Annotated in this window: 9 protein-coding genes; all 9 read right to left on the bottom strand. The window is 41.8% G+C overall.

Annotated features, from left to right (window positions below; genetic code table 11):
• Positions 1 to 21: 21 nt before the first annotated feature.
• The gene (locus tag QUB70_RS02270) at positions 22 to 831 is read right to left on the bottom strand and encodes a class I SAM-dependent DNA methyltransferase (protein ID WP_332978120.1); all 810 of its coding nucleotides are present in this window, start codon (positions 829 to 831) and stop codon (positions 22 to 24) included.
• Between the two features lie 3 nt (positions 832 to 834).
• Complete coding sequence (panP, locus tag QUB70_RS02265) at positions 835 to 2,508, bottom strand: pyridoxal-dependent aspartate 1-decarboxylase PanP (protein ID WP_332978119.1); 1,674 nt, start codon at positions 2,506 to 2,508, stop codon at positions 835 to 837.
• A gap of 57 nt (positions 2,509 to 2,565) precedes the next feature.
• Positions 2,566 to 7,833: an amino acid adenylation domain-containing protein gene (locus tag QUB70_RS02260; RefSeq protein ID WP_332978118.1), complete on the bottom strand. Its 5,268-nt coding sequence runs from the start codon at positions 7,831 to 7,833 to the stop codon at positions 2,566 to 2,568.
• A 53-nt stretch (positions 7,834 to 7,886) separates the two neighbouring features.
• Positions 7,887 to 10,727: a type I polyketide synthase gene (locus QUB70_RS02255; RefSeq protein WP_442927687.1), complete on the bottom strand. Its 2,841-nt coding sequence runs from the start codon at positions 10,725 to 10,727 to the stop codon at positions 7,887 to 7,889.
• Positions 10,728 to 10,788: 61 nt separating this feature from the next.
• Positions 10,789 to 14,163, bottom strand: a complete 3,375-nt coding sequence (locus QUB70_RS02250) for a non-ribosomal peptide synthetase (protein WP_332978116.1) — start codon at positions 14,161 to 14,163, stop codon at positions 10,789 to 10,791.
• A gap of 53 nt (positions 14,164 to 14,216) precedes the next feature.
• Positions 14,217 to 15,287, bottom strand: coding sequence for an HAD-IIIC family phosphatase (locus tag QUB70_RS02245; protein ID WP_332978115.1), 1,071 nt, complete (start codon positions 15,285 to 15,287; stop codon positions 14,217 to 14,219).
• A 4-nt stretch (positions 15,288 to 15,291) separates the two neighbouring features.
• The gene (locus QUB70_RS02240; RefSeq protein WP_332978114.1) at positions 15,292 to 16,476 is read right to left on the bottom strand and encodes an acyl-CoA dehydrogenase family protein; all 1,185 of its coding nucleotides are present in this window, start codon (positions 16,474 to 16,476) and stop codon (positions 15,292 to 15,294) included.
• 43 nt (positions 16,477 to 16,519) lie between these two features.
• Positions 16,520 to 16,771: an acyl carrier protein gene (locus QUB70_RS02235; RefSeq protein ID WP_332978113.1), complete on the bottom strand. Its 252-nt coding sequence runs from the start codon at positions 16,769 to 16,771 to the stop codon at positions 16,520 to 16,522.
• Positions 16,772 to 16,804: 33 nt separating this feature from the next.
• Positions 16,805 to 17,662: a 3-hydroxyacyl-CoA dehydrogenase family protein gene (locus QUB70_RS02230; RefSeq protein ID WP_332978112.1), complete on the bottom strand. Its 858-nt coding sequence runs from the start codon at positions 17,660 to 17,662 to the stop codon at positions 16,805 to 16,807.
• Positions 17,663 to 17,715: the final 53 nt, after the last annotated feature.

Below are 17,715 nucleotides of genomic sequence, written 5' to 3'. Positions count from 1 at the left end.
CTTGGCAAACACGCTCTGAAGCTAAGGTTTACGAAAAACGTATATTATCCTTGAGTCTTTAAGGATATTGATTGGAAAGTCTTTGGCTAGATCGTAGATTGTAACTTTCTCAAACCCTACCTTTTCTAGGGCAGATTCAACTTCCGAACGAGAATAACCTCGTTGTGCAAAATTCACATCTGAACGTTCCCAATTTCCATTCAGTAATCGGAAGGTTACGTGCTTGACTTGGCATGATTTGCCATCGGGAGAATGACTGGAATGCTGAAGCCAAACATAATCATCTGCTATTTCACCAATAAATTCATCTTCAACTGAATTACTAGGATCTGAAGCTCGTTCTCCCTCACTCAAATCAAACCCAAACCAGCCGTTTTTTCCAAGTGACGAAAAAACGTTTTGGAAAGCCTTTGTCAAATCCTCCAGAGTCAATATATAGCTGAAGACATTATTTGATGAAACAATTGCATCAAAGTTAGACGGCAACTTACAGAAGCGAATGTCATCTCGGATAAATTGACCATTAGGTACATTCTCGCGAGCATAATGTAACATTTCCTCGGAGATATCTAATCCGGTTACTTGATAACCTTTGTCAATCAGACTTTTTACTATTTCTCCTTTTCCACAGCCAATGTCTAAAAGGTGCGCTTCCTTTGGAAGATGCTTGAGGATATGTTCCTGCATAAAATCTAGCCAAAGTTCTATCCCCTCTTTGCTTACTGGGTAAGCAAAAGCCCAATTATTATAAAGAGAGCGAGAGTTGTCTGCCAAAGATGAATTTGCTGAATACATAAGTTGAGTGTTGTTGTATTTGGAATTTTCAAACATTTTCTAAGCTACATTTTCTGTAGTTTCTAGAGAATTAGAGATCGAAATCTCTAAAGCAATCTCCATCTGGTCGTTTAAAACTGCATCGATATCATCTTCAGTGGTAAGTGGATTAGCAATCACCGCCCGCAATGCGACCATCGGAATTTCTTTTCCAGAACAGATAGTGGTTTTAGTTGTCCGCGAAATAAAAGTACGACCTGCTTGGCGCTGGGCTTTTTGAAGTCGTTCGTTAAATCGATCGATCAGTTGATTTTCACTTTCAGTTAACTGATTTTTAGCCACACTCTCTCTCAATGACTCCGGTATATAACGGTAAATTAACAGGTTAATATCCGGTTCTGCTAACAACTCAAATTCAGCTAGACTGCGGATGCGATCGGCCATATATTGAGTTTTCCGAATTCCTTCATCAATCAAAAATTCATATCCTTTTACCCCAATTAAGTTGAGCCCAGCATGAAGGAATAATGCCATTCCCGGTCGAGAACCTTCCAAAGCGCGTTTACCTAAATCGAATGAACCTTTACGCATGGTATAACTGGCATTTTTTTCGATCGCTTGTGCCGCGATCGGATCGCGCAAAAATACCATCCCAATACCAATTGGCAAATACATTTGTTTATGTCCATCAATCGTCACCGAATCAGCGCGTTCGATCCCAACAATTTTAGGTCGATGCTGTTGGGAAAAAATCAGTGGCCCACCCCAAGCGGCATCGACATGGAAGTGAACGTTCGCTTCTCGCGCAATGTCCGCCATATCGGAAAGAGAATCGACTCCACCTGAATCTGTAGTACCAGCAATGCCCACGATCGCGATAATATGTTTGTTTTGGTCGCGACAATCTGTGACAGCTTGACGAAGCGCACAGATGTCAATCCGATTGTTGCGATCGCTCTTAATTTTAATCAAACCTCGCGTACCGATACCCAACAAATCGGCGGCTTTTTCAAACGAGTAGTGCATTAAGTCCGAACCGATTACTACCGCACCTTTGTAGCCATAATAATCTAAGGCGGCTGTTAAACCTTCCTTTTCTATGCCTGGAAAGTCGTCTTTTGGCCCTAAAGAAGTATTTCTGGCGCACCAAAGTGCCGTGATATTCGCTGTAGTACCTCCAGAAACCAAAATTCCTAATGTACTCTCGCTGTTTTGAATATGCTGGGCGTAAAAGCGATCGCCAAAGTTGTAAATCAGTCGATGAATCATTGCCAAAGCTTGACGTTCATAAGGACTGAAAGCTTTAGCAGTTTCTATTTTAACGGCGTTTTGATTCATCGCCGTCATCAGTTTAGCTAGAGGCTGAACGAAATGGGGAAGTGCGGCGGTCATGTGACCGATAAATCGCGGCGATGATGTGTGGATTGAATGGTTAATTACGTTGTTGGATAAATATTCCAGGTAGCTTTCAAAATTAGCGGGTTCAATGGGAATTTGAGGATCGCAAAAGTTTTGCGTTAACGCTTGAAAATCAATGTCGCTGTTGGTTTTGATGTTGGCTAAAAACTCGCGAGTTACAGCGTTAATTTGCATCTCGATCGTTTTTTCTAGAGAGGCAGTGTGAGTGGATGGAGCAAAGAGTTCGATTGTTTTTTGTTCAATAGTATATTGGCTCGTGTTGTCGGGGTTAAAGGAGGTTTTGATTTTCAGCATTTCTTGTTGGTTTAACATCATTTTTTCCTACTTAATTGGGTTGAAAGATATTGGAAATCCGCCATCTGAAATTAGCTTTTAAGGCTGCTCTCTTCTTTGTCTTGCCGCTCGATGTTCTTGTCTGACTTGTCGGCGGCGGTTGATGGAATCTGTCGGGGTTATTGATGGTTGAGAATGATTTGCATAGGATCGCTGCTTGTTTTCCTCCTGAATTAAATATTCAGCTAAGTAGCCGATAGTTGGATATTGAAACATTCCAACTAAAGAAAACTCTCGCTGAAATATTTTTTGCATCTGGCTGTGAACGCGAACTAAGAGCAATGAATCACCACCCAAATCGAAGAAGTTATCGTGAATACCTACTTCCTCCAAATGGAGATATTCTTGCCAAATAGCACCAATGGTTTGCTCTATTTCCGTTCGGGGTGCTTGATAGGCTGCTTCCAATTTGGGACGCGCTTGTTCTGGTGCTGGTAGCGATCGACGGTCTACTTTACCATTGGGTAGCAATAGCAGAGTTTCTAACATCACAAAGGCGGATGGTATCATATAGTTAGGCAGCTTTTCTTGCAGCAGGCGATGAAGTTCGCTGGCTGCGATCGGCTGTTCTGAATCGGATACGATATAAGCCACCAATTGCTGATTATCGGGTTCATTTTCCCTAGCTAAAACTATTACTTGTCGTACAGATGGATGTTGAGCTAGTACCGCTTCAATTTCTCCTAATTCGATTCGGAAACCGCGAATTTTCACTTGGTTATCGATCCGTCCGAGAAATTCCAAATTGCCATCTGGTAAATAGCGAACTAAATCACCAGTTTTGTATAGTTTTGTCGTTTGTTCGCGATCGACGATCGCTAATGGATTAGGAATGAATTTCTCAGATGTTAATTCGGGACGATTGAGATAACCTCGCGCCAATCCTGCACCACCGACGTACAATTCACCAGGTACGCCAATGGGAACAGGTTGTAAGTTGCGATCGAGGACGTAGATTTGGGTGTTAGCGATCGCACGACCGATCAAAACTTGCGAATTAGCTCGATCTTGCGGACTGCTACTGTAGCAAGTGACATCAGCAGAAACTTCGGAGGAACCGTAAAGATTTAACAGCGTACTCTCCGGTAAAATCTGCCGAAACTTTTGCAATAAATCTACCGAAAGTGCTTCTCCACTTGTCACCCAAAAATTCAATTTTGGTAGCCGTTTTTGCAAGTCAGCAAACGTATCTAAAAGTAATCGCAGCAAAGAAGGAACCAAGACAAGTCGCGTCACTTTATTGTTAGCAAGAGTTTCAACGAACTGGTGAGGGTCTTTGAGAATGCGATCGCTGATAATAATCGTCGGTATTCCTTGCAGTAAGGGCCCGAAAATCTCCCAAACAGAATCTACAAAGTTTAACGATGTTTTCTGACAACAAACTTCTTCTCCTTTAAAAGGATAAGTTTGCCACATCCACTGAAAACGATTGATAGCGCCTCTATGCAAACCTAAAACTCCTTTAGGTTTCCCCGTCGAACCAGAGGTATAAATGACATAAGCCACATTATCAATTGTAGAATGACTGACAGGATTTTCTCGGTTTTCTTGCTGGATAATTTCCCAGTCAGTATCCAAGCAGATAACCGTCATTTTTGCAAAGTTTTTAACTAATGACGAATGACTAATGACCAATGACAATTTAGCATCAGCAAGCATGAAATCTAATCGTTCTTGCGGATATGCTGGATCGAGGGGAAGATAAGCACCGCCTGCTTTGAGGATACCCAAAATTGCGACGATGGAATCGAGCGATCGCTCTAAACAAATCCCCACCATTACTTCTGACTTTACCCCCAACTTTTGCAGGTAATGCGCTAGTTGATTAGCCTTAGTATTCAGTTCCCGATAAGTTAAATTCTGGTCTCCAAACATCACCGCTACAGCATCCGGCGTGCGTTCCACTTGCGCTTCAAAAAGTTCGTGAATGCAGTGATGAGGGTAGCCAGTTTGGGTATCATTCCATTCCACCAACAACTGTTTTAGTTCGGCTGACTTCAGTAAAGGTAAATCCCAAACTCGCTGTTCTGGATTAGCAATAATGCTTTCTAGCAAAGTTTGCCAATGTTTCATCCACCGTTCAATAGTTTGCGAGTCAAATAAGTCGGTGTTGTATTCACAATCGACTACAAATTCGTCATTTTGTTGGTGAATATCCAGAAAAATATCCGAGATGGAAGAATTGGTGGGATTTCTGACAAACTCAACTTTTTGGCTAAAAGACTCTGAGGTAGCCAGAGGTCTGTCCAAATTAAACAGTATTGTCACTAAAGGTGGACGACTGGTATCTCTTGGCAGGTTTAATTTCTTAACCAACCTAATAAACGGATAAATTTGATGGTCATAAGCGTCGGATAATACCTGTTTTATTGAACTTAAATATTCTGTGAATGTCGGGTTTTCCACAACTTGACTGCGGATTGGCAATAAATTCACATAGTGACCGACAAGAGATTCACCTTCAACAGATAATTGTCCGGCTGAAGGGATACCAATAACGATATCGTCCTGACCTGTTAATCGGTGAAGTAAAGCAAAAAAACCAGCCAAAACTGTTGTAAACAAGGTGCTTTTAAACTTGATGCTTTCGTGTTTCAAAGCGCCATAAACAGTTTTATCCAGCGTGAAAGTTTGTCGAGTACCGACGTAGCGATTAACTGACGATCGCGGACGATCGGTTGGCAATTCTAATACCGGAACGGAACTGGAAAATTGCTGCAACCAATAAGCCTCAGCTTTTGCCATTTCTGGACTTTCCTGCTGGCTTGCTTCCCACTGAACGTATTCGCTTAACTGCATTGGTTGTGGGAGTTGATGCGCGATCGCTTGACATTCGGCTGTGTAAATTGCAGTTAGTTCTTGTTGCAAAACTCCCAAAGACCAACCATCAGCAATAATGTGATGAACTGTAAGAACGAAAAGATGATGTTGTTGTTCTAATTTGACGATTTTGGTGCGGACTAAAGGGCCAGTTTCAAGATGGAAAGTTTCTCGTGCTTCTCTCGCTAAAAATTCCGCTAAATGTGTTTCGCGATCGCTGTTATCTAAAGACGATAAATCTACTACTGGAATGTTTATAGTCAGAGTCGAATTAATTTGTTGATAATCTCCTGACGGGCTAAACGTCGATCGCAATGCTTCGTGGCGATCGACTACTTCTTGAATTGCCTTACGTGCTGCTGTCAAATTGAACAAACCGCGCAGATGAATTGTCGTTGATTGGTTATAAGCGCGGGAGACATTTTCTCCCATTTGTGCCATTACCCAAAGTTCTTTTTGCGCTTCTGTTAGGGGGATTGAAAACTGGCGATCTGCGATCGGCGATCGGGAAGATTTTTTCCCATTCTCCACTCCCGATTCCCCGGGTAAAAATCCACCTTGTTGCATTTCGCTGATACTTTCCTTGACTGCTTGAATCATCCGCTCGATATCTGCATCGGTATGAGCGGTAGATAAGAAAAGTCTGCGATTTTCTAAAGCAAAGATTCCCTTTTCTAGAAGATGATAGAAAAACAAATCCATCCAATTGAGAGTGGGAGAATAAGCAAATCGGAATAGAGAACCAAAATGGACTATCTGAATTGGTAACTGTTTTTGCTCGAAGTAAGTATTGAGCGTGTTGGCTAATTTTATGGTTTTGGCAGTTAACTCTTCTTGCAGTTTCGCGCCGCTATTCTTAATGTGGGTGAGTGCAGCTAAAGTAGCAGCCATCACCAGAGGATGCTTGAAAAAAGTACCTGCAAAGTGAGTAACTTCGACTTCAGGATAAGACGCATCTCCATACCTCCAAAATCCACCATCTAATGCGTCCATAAAAGCAGCTTTACCAGCGATTACTCCGATCGGCAAACCACCACCAATTGCTTTACCGTAAGTTGTGATATCGGCTCGAATATTCCACAACGCTTGCATCCCGCCGGGGTGCATCCGAAATCCAGTAATCACCTCATCAAAAATTAAAGTAATTCCCGTTTCTTGAGTTAATTGTCTCAATTCATGCAAGAATTCTTTAGGTTGCAAATCCGGTTTAGCGCTTTGGATTGGCTCCACCAAAACAGCCGCTAATTCACTGGCGCGAGCTCTGATAATATCTAGCGATTTGGGATTTCCGTAATCGAGAACTATTACTTGTTCGACTTTATGTTGCGGAATACCAGCAGCGATCGCGATCGAACGCAAATTTCCCTCTTCACTCGGTACTCCGGCGACCAAAACTTCATCCAAAGTTCCGTGATAGGAACCTGCAAAAAAAGCAATCTTTTCGCGCCCTGTAATGGCGCGAGCGATGCGAATTGCTCCCATTACCGCTTCGCTGCCATCATTACAAAAACAAGCCCTTTCTTGACCTGTTAATTCGCAAACTAACTGAGCAGCTTTACCTGCCATTGCTGATTGCGGGCCGTGTTGTATTCCTTGGCGAACATAGTCTTGAATTGCATCAATAATAAAAGATGGAGAATGACCGAATAAAAGTGCGCCAAATCCCATTGACATATCTATATATTCATTACCATCAATATCCCAAATTCTCGCACCCGAACTTCTTTGAGGATAGATGGGATATACCATTTCTTTGATTGAGGGACGAAATCCCAATATCGATCTGGAATTAGCATGATGAACGCGATCGTTTTGTGTCAAATTTTTCGATGCTTGAGTGCGTTCGATCACCCGTGCGATTAATGCGTCTAAATGTTCTTGTTGGCGCGGAGTTAAATTCGCAGGACTGGGCGATTTTTGGATTTTGGATTTTGGATTTTGGATTGGAATTTCTCTCTGGCGTTCCTGTGCGATCGTTGCGGTAGGTATGCGTGTAGGTTGTTTCTGCTTTGGTGAAATATTTTCGCGTAAAAAATCCAGTTGTTTGGACATCACCTCAAGCTGCTGCGCCATCAAACGTTTGATGGCGGTATTGTCGGTTTGTCGAACTACATTATTTTCTGGAAATGGCGATTCTTTTTTATTTAGTTTTGAGTTATTTTTTCCCGGAAAATCGGGCGTTAATGTTGGCTCAACCGACGGGATTTGCTGAGCTATGTAGACGGCTAATTCGTTAAGCGTAGAGCTATTTTCAATTAATAGTTTTAAAGAAATATTGAGACCGAATACTTTTTTGATTGCGCCATTAATTTGGAGTAATTGCACGGACTCAAAACCGAGTTCTAGAAAATTAGTCCGATCGTCTATTTCCGAAGCACTTACTCCCATTGCTTTACCGACAATTTCTTTTAATGCTGACAAAATTTTGTCAGTTGGCGAGGGATGTATTGATGAATTCAGCTTTTGGTTGAGTTGGGAGTCAGACATTGGAATTTCCTTAATTATTAGTCATTAGTCAGATGAACCATGAAGCATAAAAGCTAGCCATACATTCTCAGGATATCTAGTTGTTGAGACATAATCTCCATTTGTTGAGCCATTATCTCTTCTATCTCGCGATCGCCTACATTTTCCTCCTCGATTGTATTGTCTACTTGTGTAATTTTTTTGTCAGGCACTGCTGAATTAGAAGGCTCAATCCAATATCTTTTTCGCTCAAAAGGATAAGTGGGTAAAGGAATGCGATCGCGTCGCTCGTGGCGATAAAATTCCGCCCAATTGACCGACACGCCAGCTAGCCAAAGTCTTCCCAATGCGTTCAGCAAGAATGCTATATCTGACTGGTAATCTTTCGGATGGCGCAACGAAGAAAGTACAATTGTTTGAGTATCCCTCTCTAAATGCTCTCTGGCAAAGCTACTCAAAGTGCGTCCCGGGCCAACTTCTAGGAGGATTCGCTTTGGTTCTTTTAGCAACTCAGCAATCCCTTCAGAAAAACGCACAGTTTGGCGTAGATGTTTCCCCCAATAATTCGGATCGGTTGCTTCTTTTTCAGTAATCCAAGTGCCACTTACATTGGATATGAAAGGAATTTGAGGAGCCTTTAGTTTGACTTTTCTAACTTCTGCGATGAACGGCTCGAGAATGGGTTCCATCATCTCAGAATGAAAAGCATGAGAAGTATGCAATCGACGACAATCTAAACCTTTATCTATCAAACGATTTTGCAGCTCGTCCACAGCTTTTATAGAACCAGAAACTACACACAAAGATGGTGCATTAATTACAGCTATAGAAAGTTCTTCATTTAGTTCAATTTCCTTTTCCGATAGAGGTACAGCCAGCATTGCACCAGCCGGAAGTTGCTGCATCAATCTCCCGCGAGTGGTTACTAATATCAACGCATCTTTCAAGGAAAACACACCAGCAAGAGTTGCTGCAACGTACTCGCCAATACTGTGACCGATCGCAGCTTCAGGAAGCACGCCCCACGACATCCACAACTGAGCTAAAGCGTACTCAATTATAAACAATACTGGCTGAGTAATATAAGTTTGTTTCAGTTGTTGTGCGGCTTCTTCTTCCCCTACTTCACTGGGATACAAAACGGTACGCAAATCTATTCCCAAGTGCGGTATTAGGAGTTCGCAACAATCATCAATAGCACGAGTAAAAGTAGATTCAGTCTGGTAAAGTTCCCGCGCCATGTTCGCGTACTGCACCCCTTGGCCGGAAAACATAAACACGATAGGGCGACTACCAGAATCCTCGTAGTGGGAGTGCAAAATATCGGGAATTAATATTTTTTTATTGCCTTTTTCCTCAGTTTTTAGAGTCAGCGCTTGTACAGCACTGTTAATATTTTCACATACCAACATTCGGCGATAATCGAATACTTTACGGCCAACTTGCAGGGTGTAAGCCACATCAGCTAAATTGAGGTCTGGATGCTGTTTTAAATGTGTCGCTAAATTTGCCGTTGCTGTTTCTAAAGCCGAACTTGTTTTAGCAGAAAGAACTAACAATTGATACTTTCTCTCTTTCTCTCCTGCTACCTTTAGATTTGGAAATTCTTCCAAAACGACATGAGCATTAGTACCGCCAATGCCAAAAGAACTGACTCCAGCACGACGAGGAATTCCGTCTGTTTTCCATTCACAGAGAGTGGTATTAACATAAAACGGACTGTTGGCAAAATCGATTTCGGGATTGGGTTTTTCAAAGTGCAAGCTGGCTGGTATTTTCTGATGTTTGAGCGCCAAAACTGTTTTGATTAATCCGGTTATTCCGGCGGCTGTATTCAAATGACTGACATTAGTTTTTACAGATCCGATCGCACAAAAACCCTTTTTCTTAGTTTGCGCTCCAAACACTTCTTGCAGCGCTCTAATTTCGATGGGATCTCCCAAAGAAGTGCCAGTTCCATGAGTTTCGATATAAGTGATAGTTTCAGGAGCAAAACGAGCGATCGCTTGCGCCTGAGCAATTACCTTAGCTTGACCCGAAACACTCGGTGCTGTATAACTAACTTTCGCCGAACCATCATTATTAATAGCTGAACCTTTAATAACCGCATCAATGCGATCGCCATCCGCCAAAGCATCTTCTAATCTCTTAAGTACAACAATACCCACCCCATTGCCAAAAGTAGTTCCTCCTGCTTTGGCATCAAAAGCGCGAGTGCGAGCGTCGGTAGAAAATATCCCACTTTCTTGATAAAAATAACCTTCTTTTTGAGGAACTTGAATTGACACGCCACCAGCTAGAGCCAAATCGCATTCGTAGCTCAATAATCCCCGACAAGCCGAATGAACGGCAACTAATGATGTAGAACAAGCCGTATTAACATTAATACTCGGCCCTTTCAAATTCAATTTATAAGAAATTCGAGTCGCTAAAAAGTCTTGATTGTTACCAATCCCCAGCGGCAAATAACCCATTGATTGCAATAAATCCCGATTTGAAATAATATTATTCAGCAGGTACGTACTCATGTTAGCACCCGCATAAACACCAGCCAAACCTGCATATTTTTCCGGGTCATACCCCGCATTTTCCAAAGCTTCCCAAGCACACTCTAAAAAAAGACGATGTTGCGGGTCTGTAATTTCAGCTTCTTTTGCCAGCATACCAAAAAATGAAGCATCAAACATCTCGATATCATCCAACACGAACCCAGCTTTCACATAATTCGAGTCATTCAGCCAACTATCTTCTACCCCCCCATCCCTCAACTCTTCATCACTAAACACTGAAATCGACTCTACTTCATCACACAAATTCAGCCAAAACTCATCAACATTTTTAGCCCCAGGAAAACGACCCGCCATCCCAATAATAGCAATTGGTTCTAACATACTCTCTCCTTCCCATTTATCCATTTCGACCTCTCCTAAAACTTTATCTAAATCTGTGTTCATCTGTGGTAAAAAATAATTGATATTAACGATTCCTAGCTTGTTTAAACAGTTCTTTTTGTCTGGCTACCGCTTCTTCCTGCTTCCTGACATGGCTATTAACTTCTTCAAACATCGGTTGTTCCCCATCGTGTTTTCGAGTCAAATATTCCGCCAACATCTTTATACTAGGATACTTAAATAAGTCGAGCGCCGAAATATCGCGATCGAACATTTTAAGCAATTTTGCTTGTACCTTCACCAAAAGTAAAGAATGCCCGCCAATATCAAAAAAATTATCATTAATCCCCACTTTTTCCAATTGCAATATCTCTTGCCAAACCTCAGCAATCAGTCGCTCGGCTTCAGTTTGAGGCATCACGTAATCCCGTTTCAAATCACGGCGATTTTCGGGTACTGGTAGGGCGCGATAGTCTACTTTACCGTTAGGTGTTAAAGGTAATGCCTCCAACTGTACGACAACTGATGGCACCATGTAATCCGGTAACTTTTCTGCTACAAAGCTGCGTAGTTCGAGGCTAATAGTATCTGAGACAATATAAGCAACTAAGCGCTTGTTATCTACTTCATCTTCTCTGAGTAAAACCACAGCTTGTTTTACTGCTGGATGTTGGTTAAGTACATTTTCAATCTCTCCTAATTCAATGCGAAAACCGCGAAGTTTGATTTGGCGATCGCTACGTCCCCAATACTCTATTTCTCCATTAAATCGATAGCGACCGATGTCTCCACTCCGATAAAGATAAGCGCCATTTTCACTGCTAAACGGATTGGGAATAAACTTTTCTGCTGTTAGTTCTGGGCGATTGAGATAGCCTCGCGCTAAACCATCGCCGCCAATGCACAGTTCCCCCGGAACACCGATCGGAACGGGTTGCAGGTGCGCGTCCAGCACGTATACTTGCATATTGGAAATGGGACGACCGATCGCAATTGAAGAAAGAGATTGGTTTTTGTTCGTGTCGTACCAAGTCACATCTGCGGATACTTCAGAGGAGCCATAAAGGTTAATTAAAATACTTTGAGGCATCCTTTCTTGGAAGCGCTGACATAGTTCCACCGACAAAGTTTCTCCACTGCTAACCCAATACTTGAGTTTGGGAAGTCGGCTTTGTAAATCTGGAAAAATTTCTAATAAGACGCGCAACAATGATGGCACTAAAACAAGGCGCGTAACCTGTTGCTGAGATAAAGTTTGAACCAGTTGATAAGGGTCTTTTACTATTTCATCGGGAATGATGACAGTTCGCAGTCCGTGCAGCAACGGAGCAAAAATTTCCCAAACTGAATCTATAAAATTTAACGATGTTTTCTGACAGCAAATCTCCCCTTGTTCAAAAGGATAAGGATTCCAATTCAAGCGATTAACGGCGCTGCGATGGCGACCGAGTACGCCTTTGGGTGTCCCGGTAGAACCTGAAGTGTAGAGGACGTAGGCGAGGTGGTCAGACAATTTTGGATTTTGGATTTTAGATTTTGGATTGGAGATTGTGTCCCATTCGCGATCGAAATAAACAACTATGGGAGTTATATTTCTACTTAAAGCTGGTAGTTCTTTAATTAAAGATTCGCGAGTTAATAATACTGAAACTCGAGCATCAGATAACATAAAATTCAGACGCTCTTGGGGATAGGCGGGATCTAATGGTACGTAAGCTCCACCAGCCTTTAGGATGCCTAAAAGTCCGACTACCATTTCGAGCGATCGCTCTACACAAATTCCTACCAAAACTTCCGATCGCACTCCTAATTCTCTCAGATAATCCGCCAAGCGATCGGCTTGTTGATTGAGTTCTCGATATGTTAACTGTCGATCTTTAAATACTACTGCAACTGCATCGGGCGTTTTTTCTACCTGAGCTTCAAATAGCTGGTGAATACAAGCATTTTTGGGGTAATCTGTTTGAGTGCAATTCCAATCTAAAAACTGCTGTTTTTCAGATGATGTTAATAGTGGTAATTCATTCAAAGGTCGATCGGGATTGGCGACAATTCCTGCGAGTAAGTGCTGGAAATGCTCGCTCGTTCTCGCGATCGTAGCTGCCTCGAATAAGTCGGTATTGTATTCTATAGTTGCCATGAATTCCTCACCTCTTTCTTCTATATACAAACTCAAATCGAATTTCGCAGTACCTCTATCGCTATCCAAACTACTCACCGTCAACCCCGATAACTCTAACGCTGATATCGGGGTATTTTGAAGTGCGAACATTACCTGAAATAAAGGCGTGTAACTCAAAGATCGTTGCGGTTGCAGTGTCTCGACCAACTTTTCAAATGGCACATCGCAATGAGCGTATGCTCCTACGCACACTTGACGTACTCGACTTAACAATTCCCGAAAAGTAGGATTGCCAGATAAGTCAGTTCGCAGCACTAAAGTATTGACAAAACAGCCAATTAATTGTTCTATTTCGCTCATGTTGCGGTTAGCAATGGGGGAACCGATCGCGATATCTTCAATTCCCGTGTAGCGATACAGCAAGATTTTAAAAGCGGCTAACAATGTCATAAAAAAAGTTGCATTTTCGTTCTGACTTAGCGCCTTGAGTGCTTTAGTTAATTCCGCCGTTATAGAGAAAGTTTTCCTCGCACCTCCGAAGGTTTGTACGGCGGGTCGAGGATAATCTGTGGGTAATTGTAGCACGGGAGGAGTGTTACTCAACTGCTGCTTCCAATAGGCAATTTGTGTTTCCAGAACCTCTCCTTTTAGGGACTGTTGCTGCCATAAAGCAAAGTCGGCATACTGGATCGGTAGTTCGCTAAGAGGGGATGATTTGCTGTTGGAAAATGCTTCGTAAAGTGCTGCTAATTCGCGCATCAGTACGCCATAAGACCAGCCATCATAAATAATGTGGTGCATGGTAACTAGCAGCACGTAATCTTGTTGACCAATTTGTAACAGCATCCAACGCAATAATGGCCCTTGAGATAAGTCAAAGGGTGATTGGCTTTGTTCAACCGTAAGTTGCTGGATTTGGTTGTTTTGTTCTGATAAAGGCAAGTCGGATAAATTGACTATTGGTAACTTTATAGTGAGAGATGGAGAAATGATTTGGACTGGTTGTCCTTCCATCATTTTGAAAGTAGTTCGCAGGGATTCGTGGCGTTCTATAATTTCGTTGAGACTGCTCTCTAGTGCTGCTACATTAAGCTCACCTTTGAGTTCTATTGCTCCCTGTTCGTTGTAAGCAGAATTGTCGCGATCGATTTGTTGGAGTAACCACAGTCTTTGTTGAGGAAAGGACAGCGGTGCAGGATTGATACGATCGCGTTTGGAAATAAGATTTATTGGGGAATCAGGCTGAATTTCACCCCGCAAGCGTTTGGCGAGAAGTGCTTGTTTGGCGGGGGAAAGTCCATCGCGTTTTGCTAGTATTTGTTGTTTGTTTATGTCCATTTTTTGATAAGCTGTTGGTATATTTCTTTGAGCGCAGATGAATAGTGATTTTTCTAATTGATGATTTCGATGTTCATATACTTGGGATAAGGTTGAATTGTTTGTAGATCGTTTTCGAGAATTACCAGCTCGCCGTTGCGATCGATTTCTTTGAATCCTGAAAATTTATAAGCGATGTACATCATCCGATTTCGATTGTTTGAAAGAAATTCTGCACGCAATGGAACGTTATTATCCTTGGCGAGTTCGAGCAGATAATTTAGCAAAACTGTGCCGACACCTCTAGACATAACGCGACAAGACATAAGAAAGAGTTTTATAGTCCAGAAGCTGTCGGAATATTCGACGAGAGCTAAGCCGATTTTTCCATAATTTCCATACTTATCATTTAAACTGGCGATGAGCAGTTTGTGGCGATCCGATCGACTAAACATATTCAGTTCGTCATAGGAATATGTGTAACCTGTTGTGTTTAGTTGATTGGTGCGTACTGTTAATTCTTCGGCTCGCTGTAAATCTTCTTCTTTAGCGTCAGAAATCGTCAAGTGCATATTGAGGGTAGCTAAGAAGTCTTCTTGCGAACCGATGAATTCTGATTCAGCTTGATTTCGCTGGATATCGCTGAGGTACATCTGCCTTCTTTTTTGAGAATCCTCTGTGATAAAACGAGGATTCATTTCTGGCATTTCTAGTAGATATTCTAGGCGATCGACATTAATACAAAGGACTTCAGGAAGTGAAAAATTTACTTCTTCGAGTTCAAAAACTTGGTCGTCAACGAAAGCGATCGCATCTGTCCCGATATTAATTAATTTAGCAATTTCTTTAATCGAAAAAACCTTAGAATTCCAATGGATCTGAGGATAGAGAAAATACTCGTGCAATCCTACTTCTTCTAGTTTCTCGATCGCACTACTATATTCATTCTTGCTAGCGATCGATTGTAAGATTCCTCGACTATCCAAAGTTTTGATGATGTCGAGTATATCGGGTCGCAAGCAAACTCGATCGCCTTCTAACAATATGCCGTTCCAGATGGTGTTATCCAAATCCCAAACTACACATTTGATCGAGCGTGTTTTTTCTTGTTTGTTGTCTGTTGGCACAGAATTTAAACTAATCATTTTTTCACGTCCTTGCTACTAATTCTTGAGATATCGAACTGCGATTTTGTGAGAATATATATTCTTGATAACCATAGTCAGCGATGGTAATCTGTTGAATTTGGGTACTACCTTCGATGATTTCCATGATTTTCGCATCCCGTAAATACCGTTGAACTGGGTATTCGCTGCTGCAACCATTTCCCCCGTGAATTTGGACGGCATCGTTGGCTACTTTGGTGGCGATCGTAGAAGCAAAATATTTGGCGATCGAGGTTTCCATAATTGATTTGGGGTCGCCAATATCTTTGAGATAACCTGCTTGATAACATAGTAATCTGGCGGCTTTGATATTCGCGATCGCCTCAGTAATCATTTGTCGAATTAGTTGATGCTCTTTGAGATAAACATCAAATTGCTTGCGTTGACTCGTATACTGAATGCAGGCTTCCAGGCAAGCTTGAGCGATTCCTACACAACCCCAGGCGACGCTGTATCGTCCGCAATCTAGTGCTGAAGATGCTACGTGGGAGAAACCAAAACCTTGTCTGCATACTAGATTTTCTTGGGAAATTTGACAATTATTTAGGTGCAGTTCTGCTAACATCGAACCTCTGACACCCAACATTCCTAAAATTGGTTTAATGGAGAGTCCCGGACTGTTTTTTTCCACTAAAAAAGCAGAGGGTTTACCTTCCCACTTGGCAAAAACTAAGAAAACATCGGCAATTTGTCCGTAAGTAATCCATTTTTTTTGCCCGTTTAAGATATAAGAGTCGCCAGAAAGTGTTGCTGTCGTCTCTACGGCTTTTGCGTCGCTACCTACGTTAGGTTCGCTCAATGCGAAAGCTGCGATCGCATCGCCGGATGCTAATTTAGTCAGCCAATGCTCTTTTTGAAACTTACTGCCCCATTTGAGAATACCATGCGCGACCATAGAATGAACTGTTAGCAAACACCTGAGCGAAGAACATCCCCTTCCGATTTCCTCGTTTAGGAGACCGTAGGCGATCGCATCCATGCCAATGCCGCCCCAGTCTTCGGGTAATATGGCTCCTAAATATCCTTTGTTAGCTAGCTTTTGGATGATTTCGGGCGGAGTTCTTTCTTCGCGATCGATGCGATCGGCATGAGGAACTATTTCTTCATCTACAAAAGCTCTAAAAGAGGAGCAATTGTCTTTTTGCTGAGAAGTTAATTCGAGTTTCATTATATCACTTAATCCTCAAAATGTCAACATCAAATTACATCTTTCAATCTCTCGCTAATACGGTGGTTTTCCGCTCTAGTAACGACACCATAGAGTTGATACTCCTGAAGTTGGCAAATTCCAGGTCTTCGTTTTCGATCGTCACTTCAAACTCTTTTTCTATAAACAACACCAATTGCATGGCAAACATGGAATTGACGAATCCCAAAGCAAAGATGTCTTCATCATCCTGCAATTCATGGTTGCCAAAAAACTGAGAAAGGAATTTTTTGATTTTGTCTTTAGCTGCTTTCATGTTGTGTAATTTTTAATGACTTATGACCAAGGACTAATGACTGTAGGTATAGAAACCTTTTCCGCTTTTTCGCCCGTGCAATCCAGCATCTACCATTTTTTTGAGTAAAGGACAGGGGCGATATTTACTGTCATTGAAACTTTCGTATAAGACTTCTATCGAAAAGAGAATTGTATCTAAACCAATTAAATCTGCTGTTTCTAATGGCCCCATTTTGTGACCGAAACAGGATTTAAAAATTTTATCAACCTGTTCGGCAGAAGCGACTCCATCTTGCAACAGAAATATTGCTTCGTTAACGGTTAACATTAGCACCCGATTAGAAACAAAACCAGGGGAATCATTAACTAAGATAGATTCTTTTCCCATCTGAGTTAATAATTCGTTTGCGGTTTGGATTGTCGGTTCGGAAGTATGATAACCGCGAATCATTTCCACCATTGGCTTCATGGGTACTGGGTTCATGAAATGAATGCCAATCACTCGATCGGCACGCTTGGTAGCGGAACCGATCCGAGTAATGGAAATGGCAGATGTGTTGGCGGCAAAAATAGTTTCTTCCGGGCAAATCGCGTCTATTTTACTGTATACCTCCTTTTTAATATCCCATTTTTCAGTAACATTTTCAACTACAAATTCCGCTTTTTCTAGGAACTGATAGTTACTGGAAAAAGTGATTTTATCCAAAATGTCATTTGGACTCTCAGTTTTCTCTTTTTTGTTAAAAAACCCTTGAAAACGGATATTATTTTTGATTTCCTGTTTTGCTCGTTCCAGAATATCATCTGAAATATCTATAAGCACCGCATGATGTCCGGTTTGGGCTAGATTTTGCGCTACCCCAACTCCCATAACACCTGCTCCGATTACACCGACTGTTTGAATTTTCATACTTAATCCTTTGGTCATTGGTCATTAGTCATTAGTCATTGGTCATTAGTCAT

Origin of the sequence: Microcoleus sp. A003_D6 (assembly GCF_036702825.1) — a bacterium.
In the GTDB taxonomy this organism is placed as follows: Bacteria; Cyanobacteriota; Cyanobacteriia; order Cyanobacteriales; family Microcoleaceae; genus Microcoleus.
This window is presented reverse-complemented; position numbering and strand designations above follow the sequence as displayed.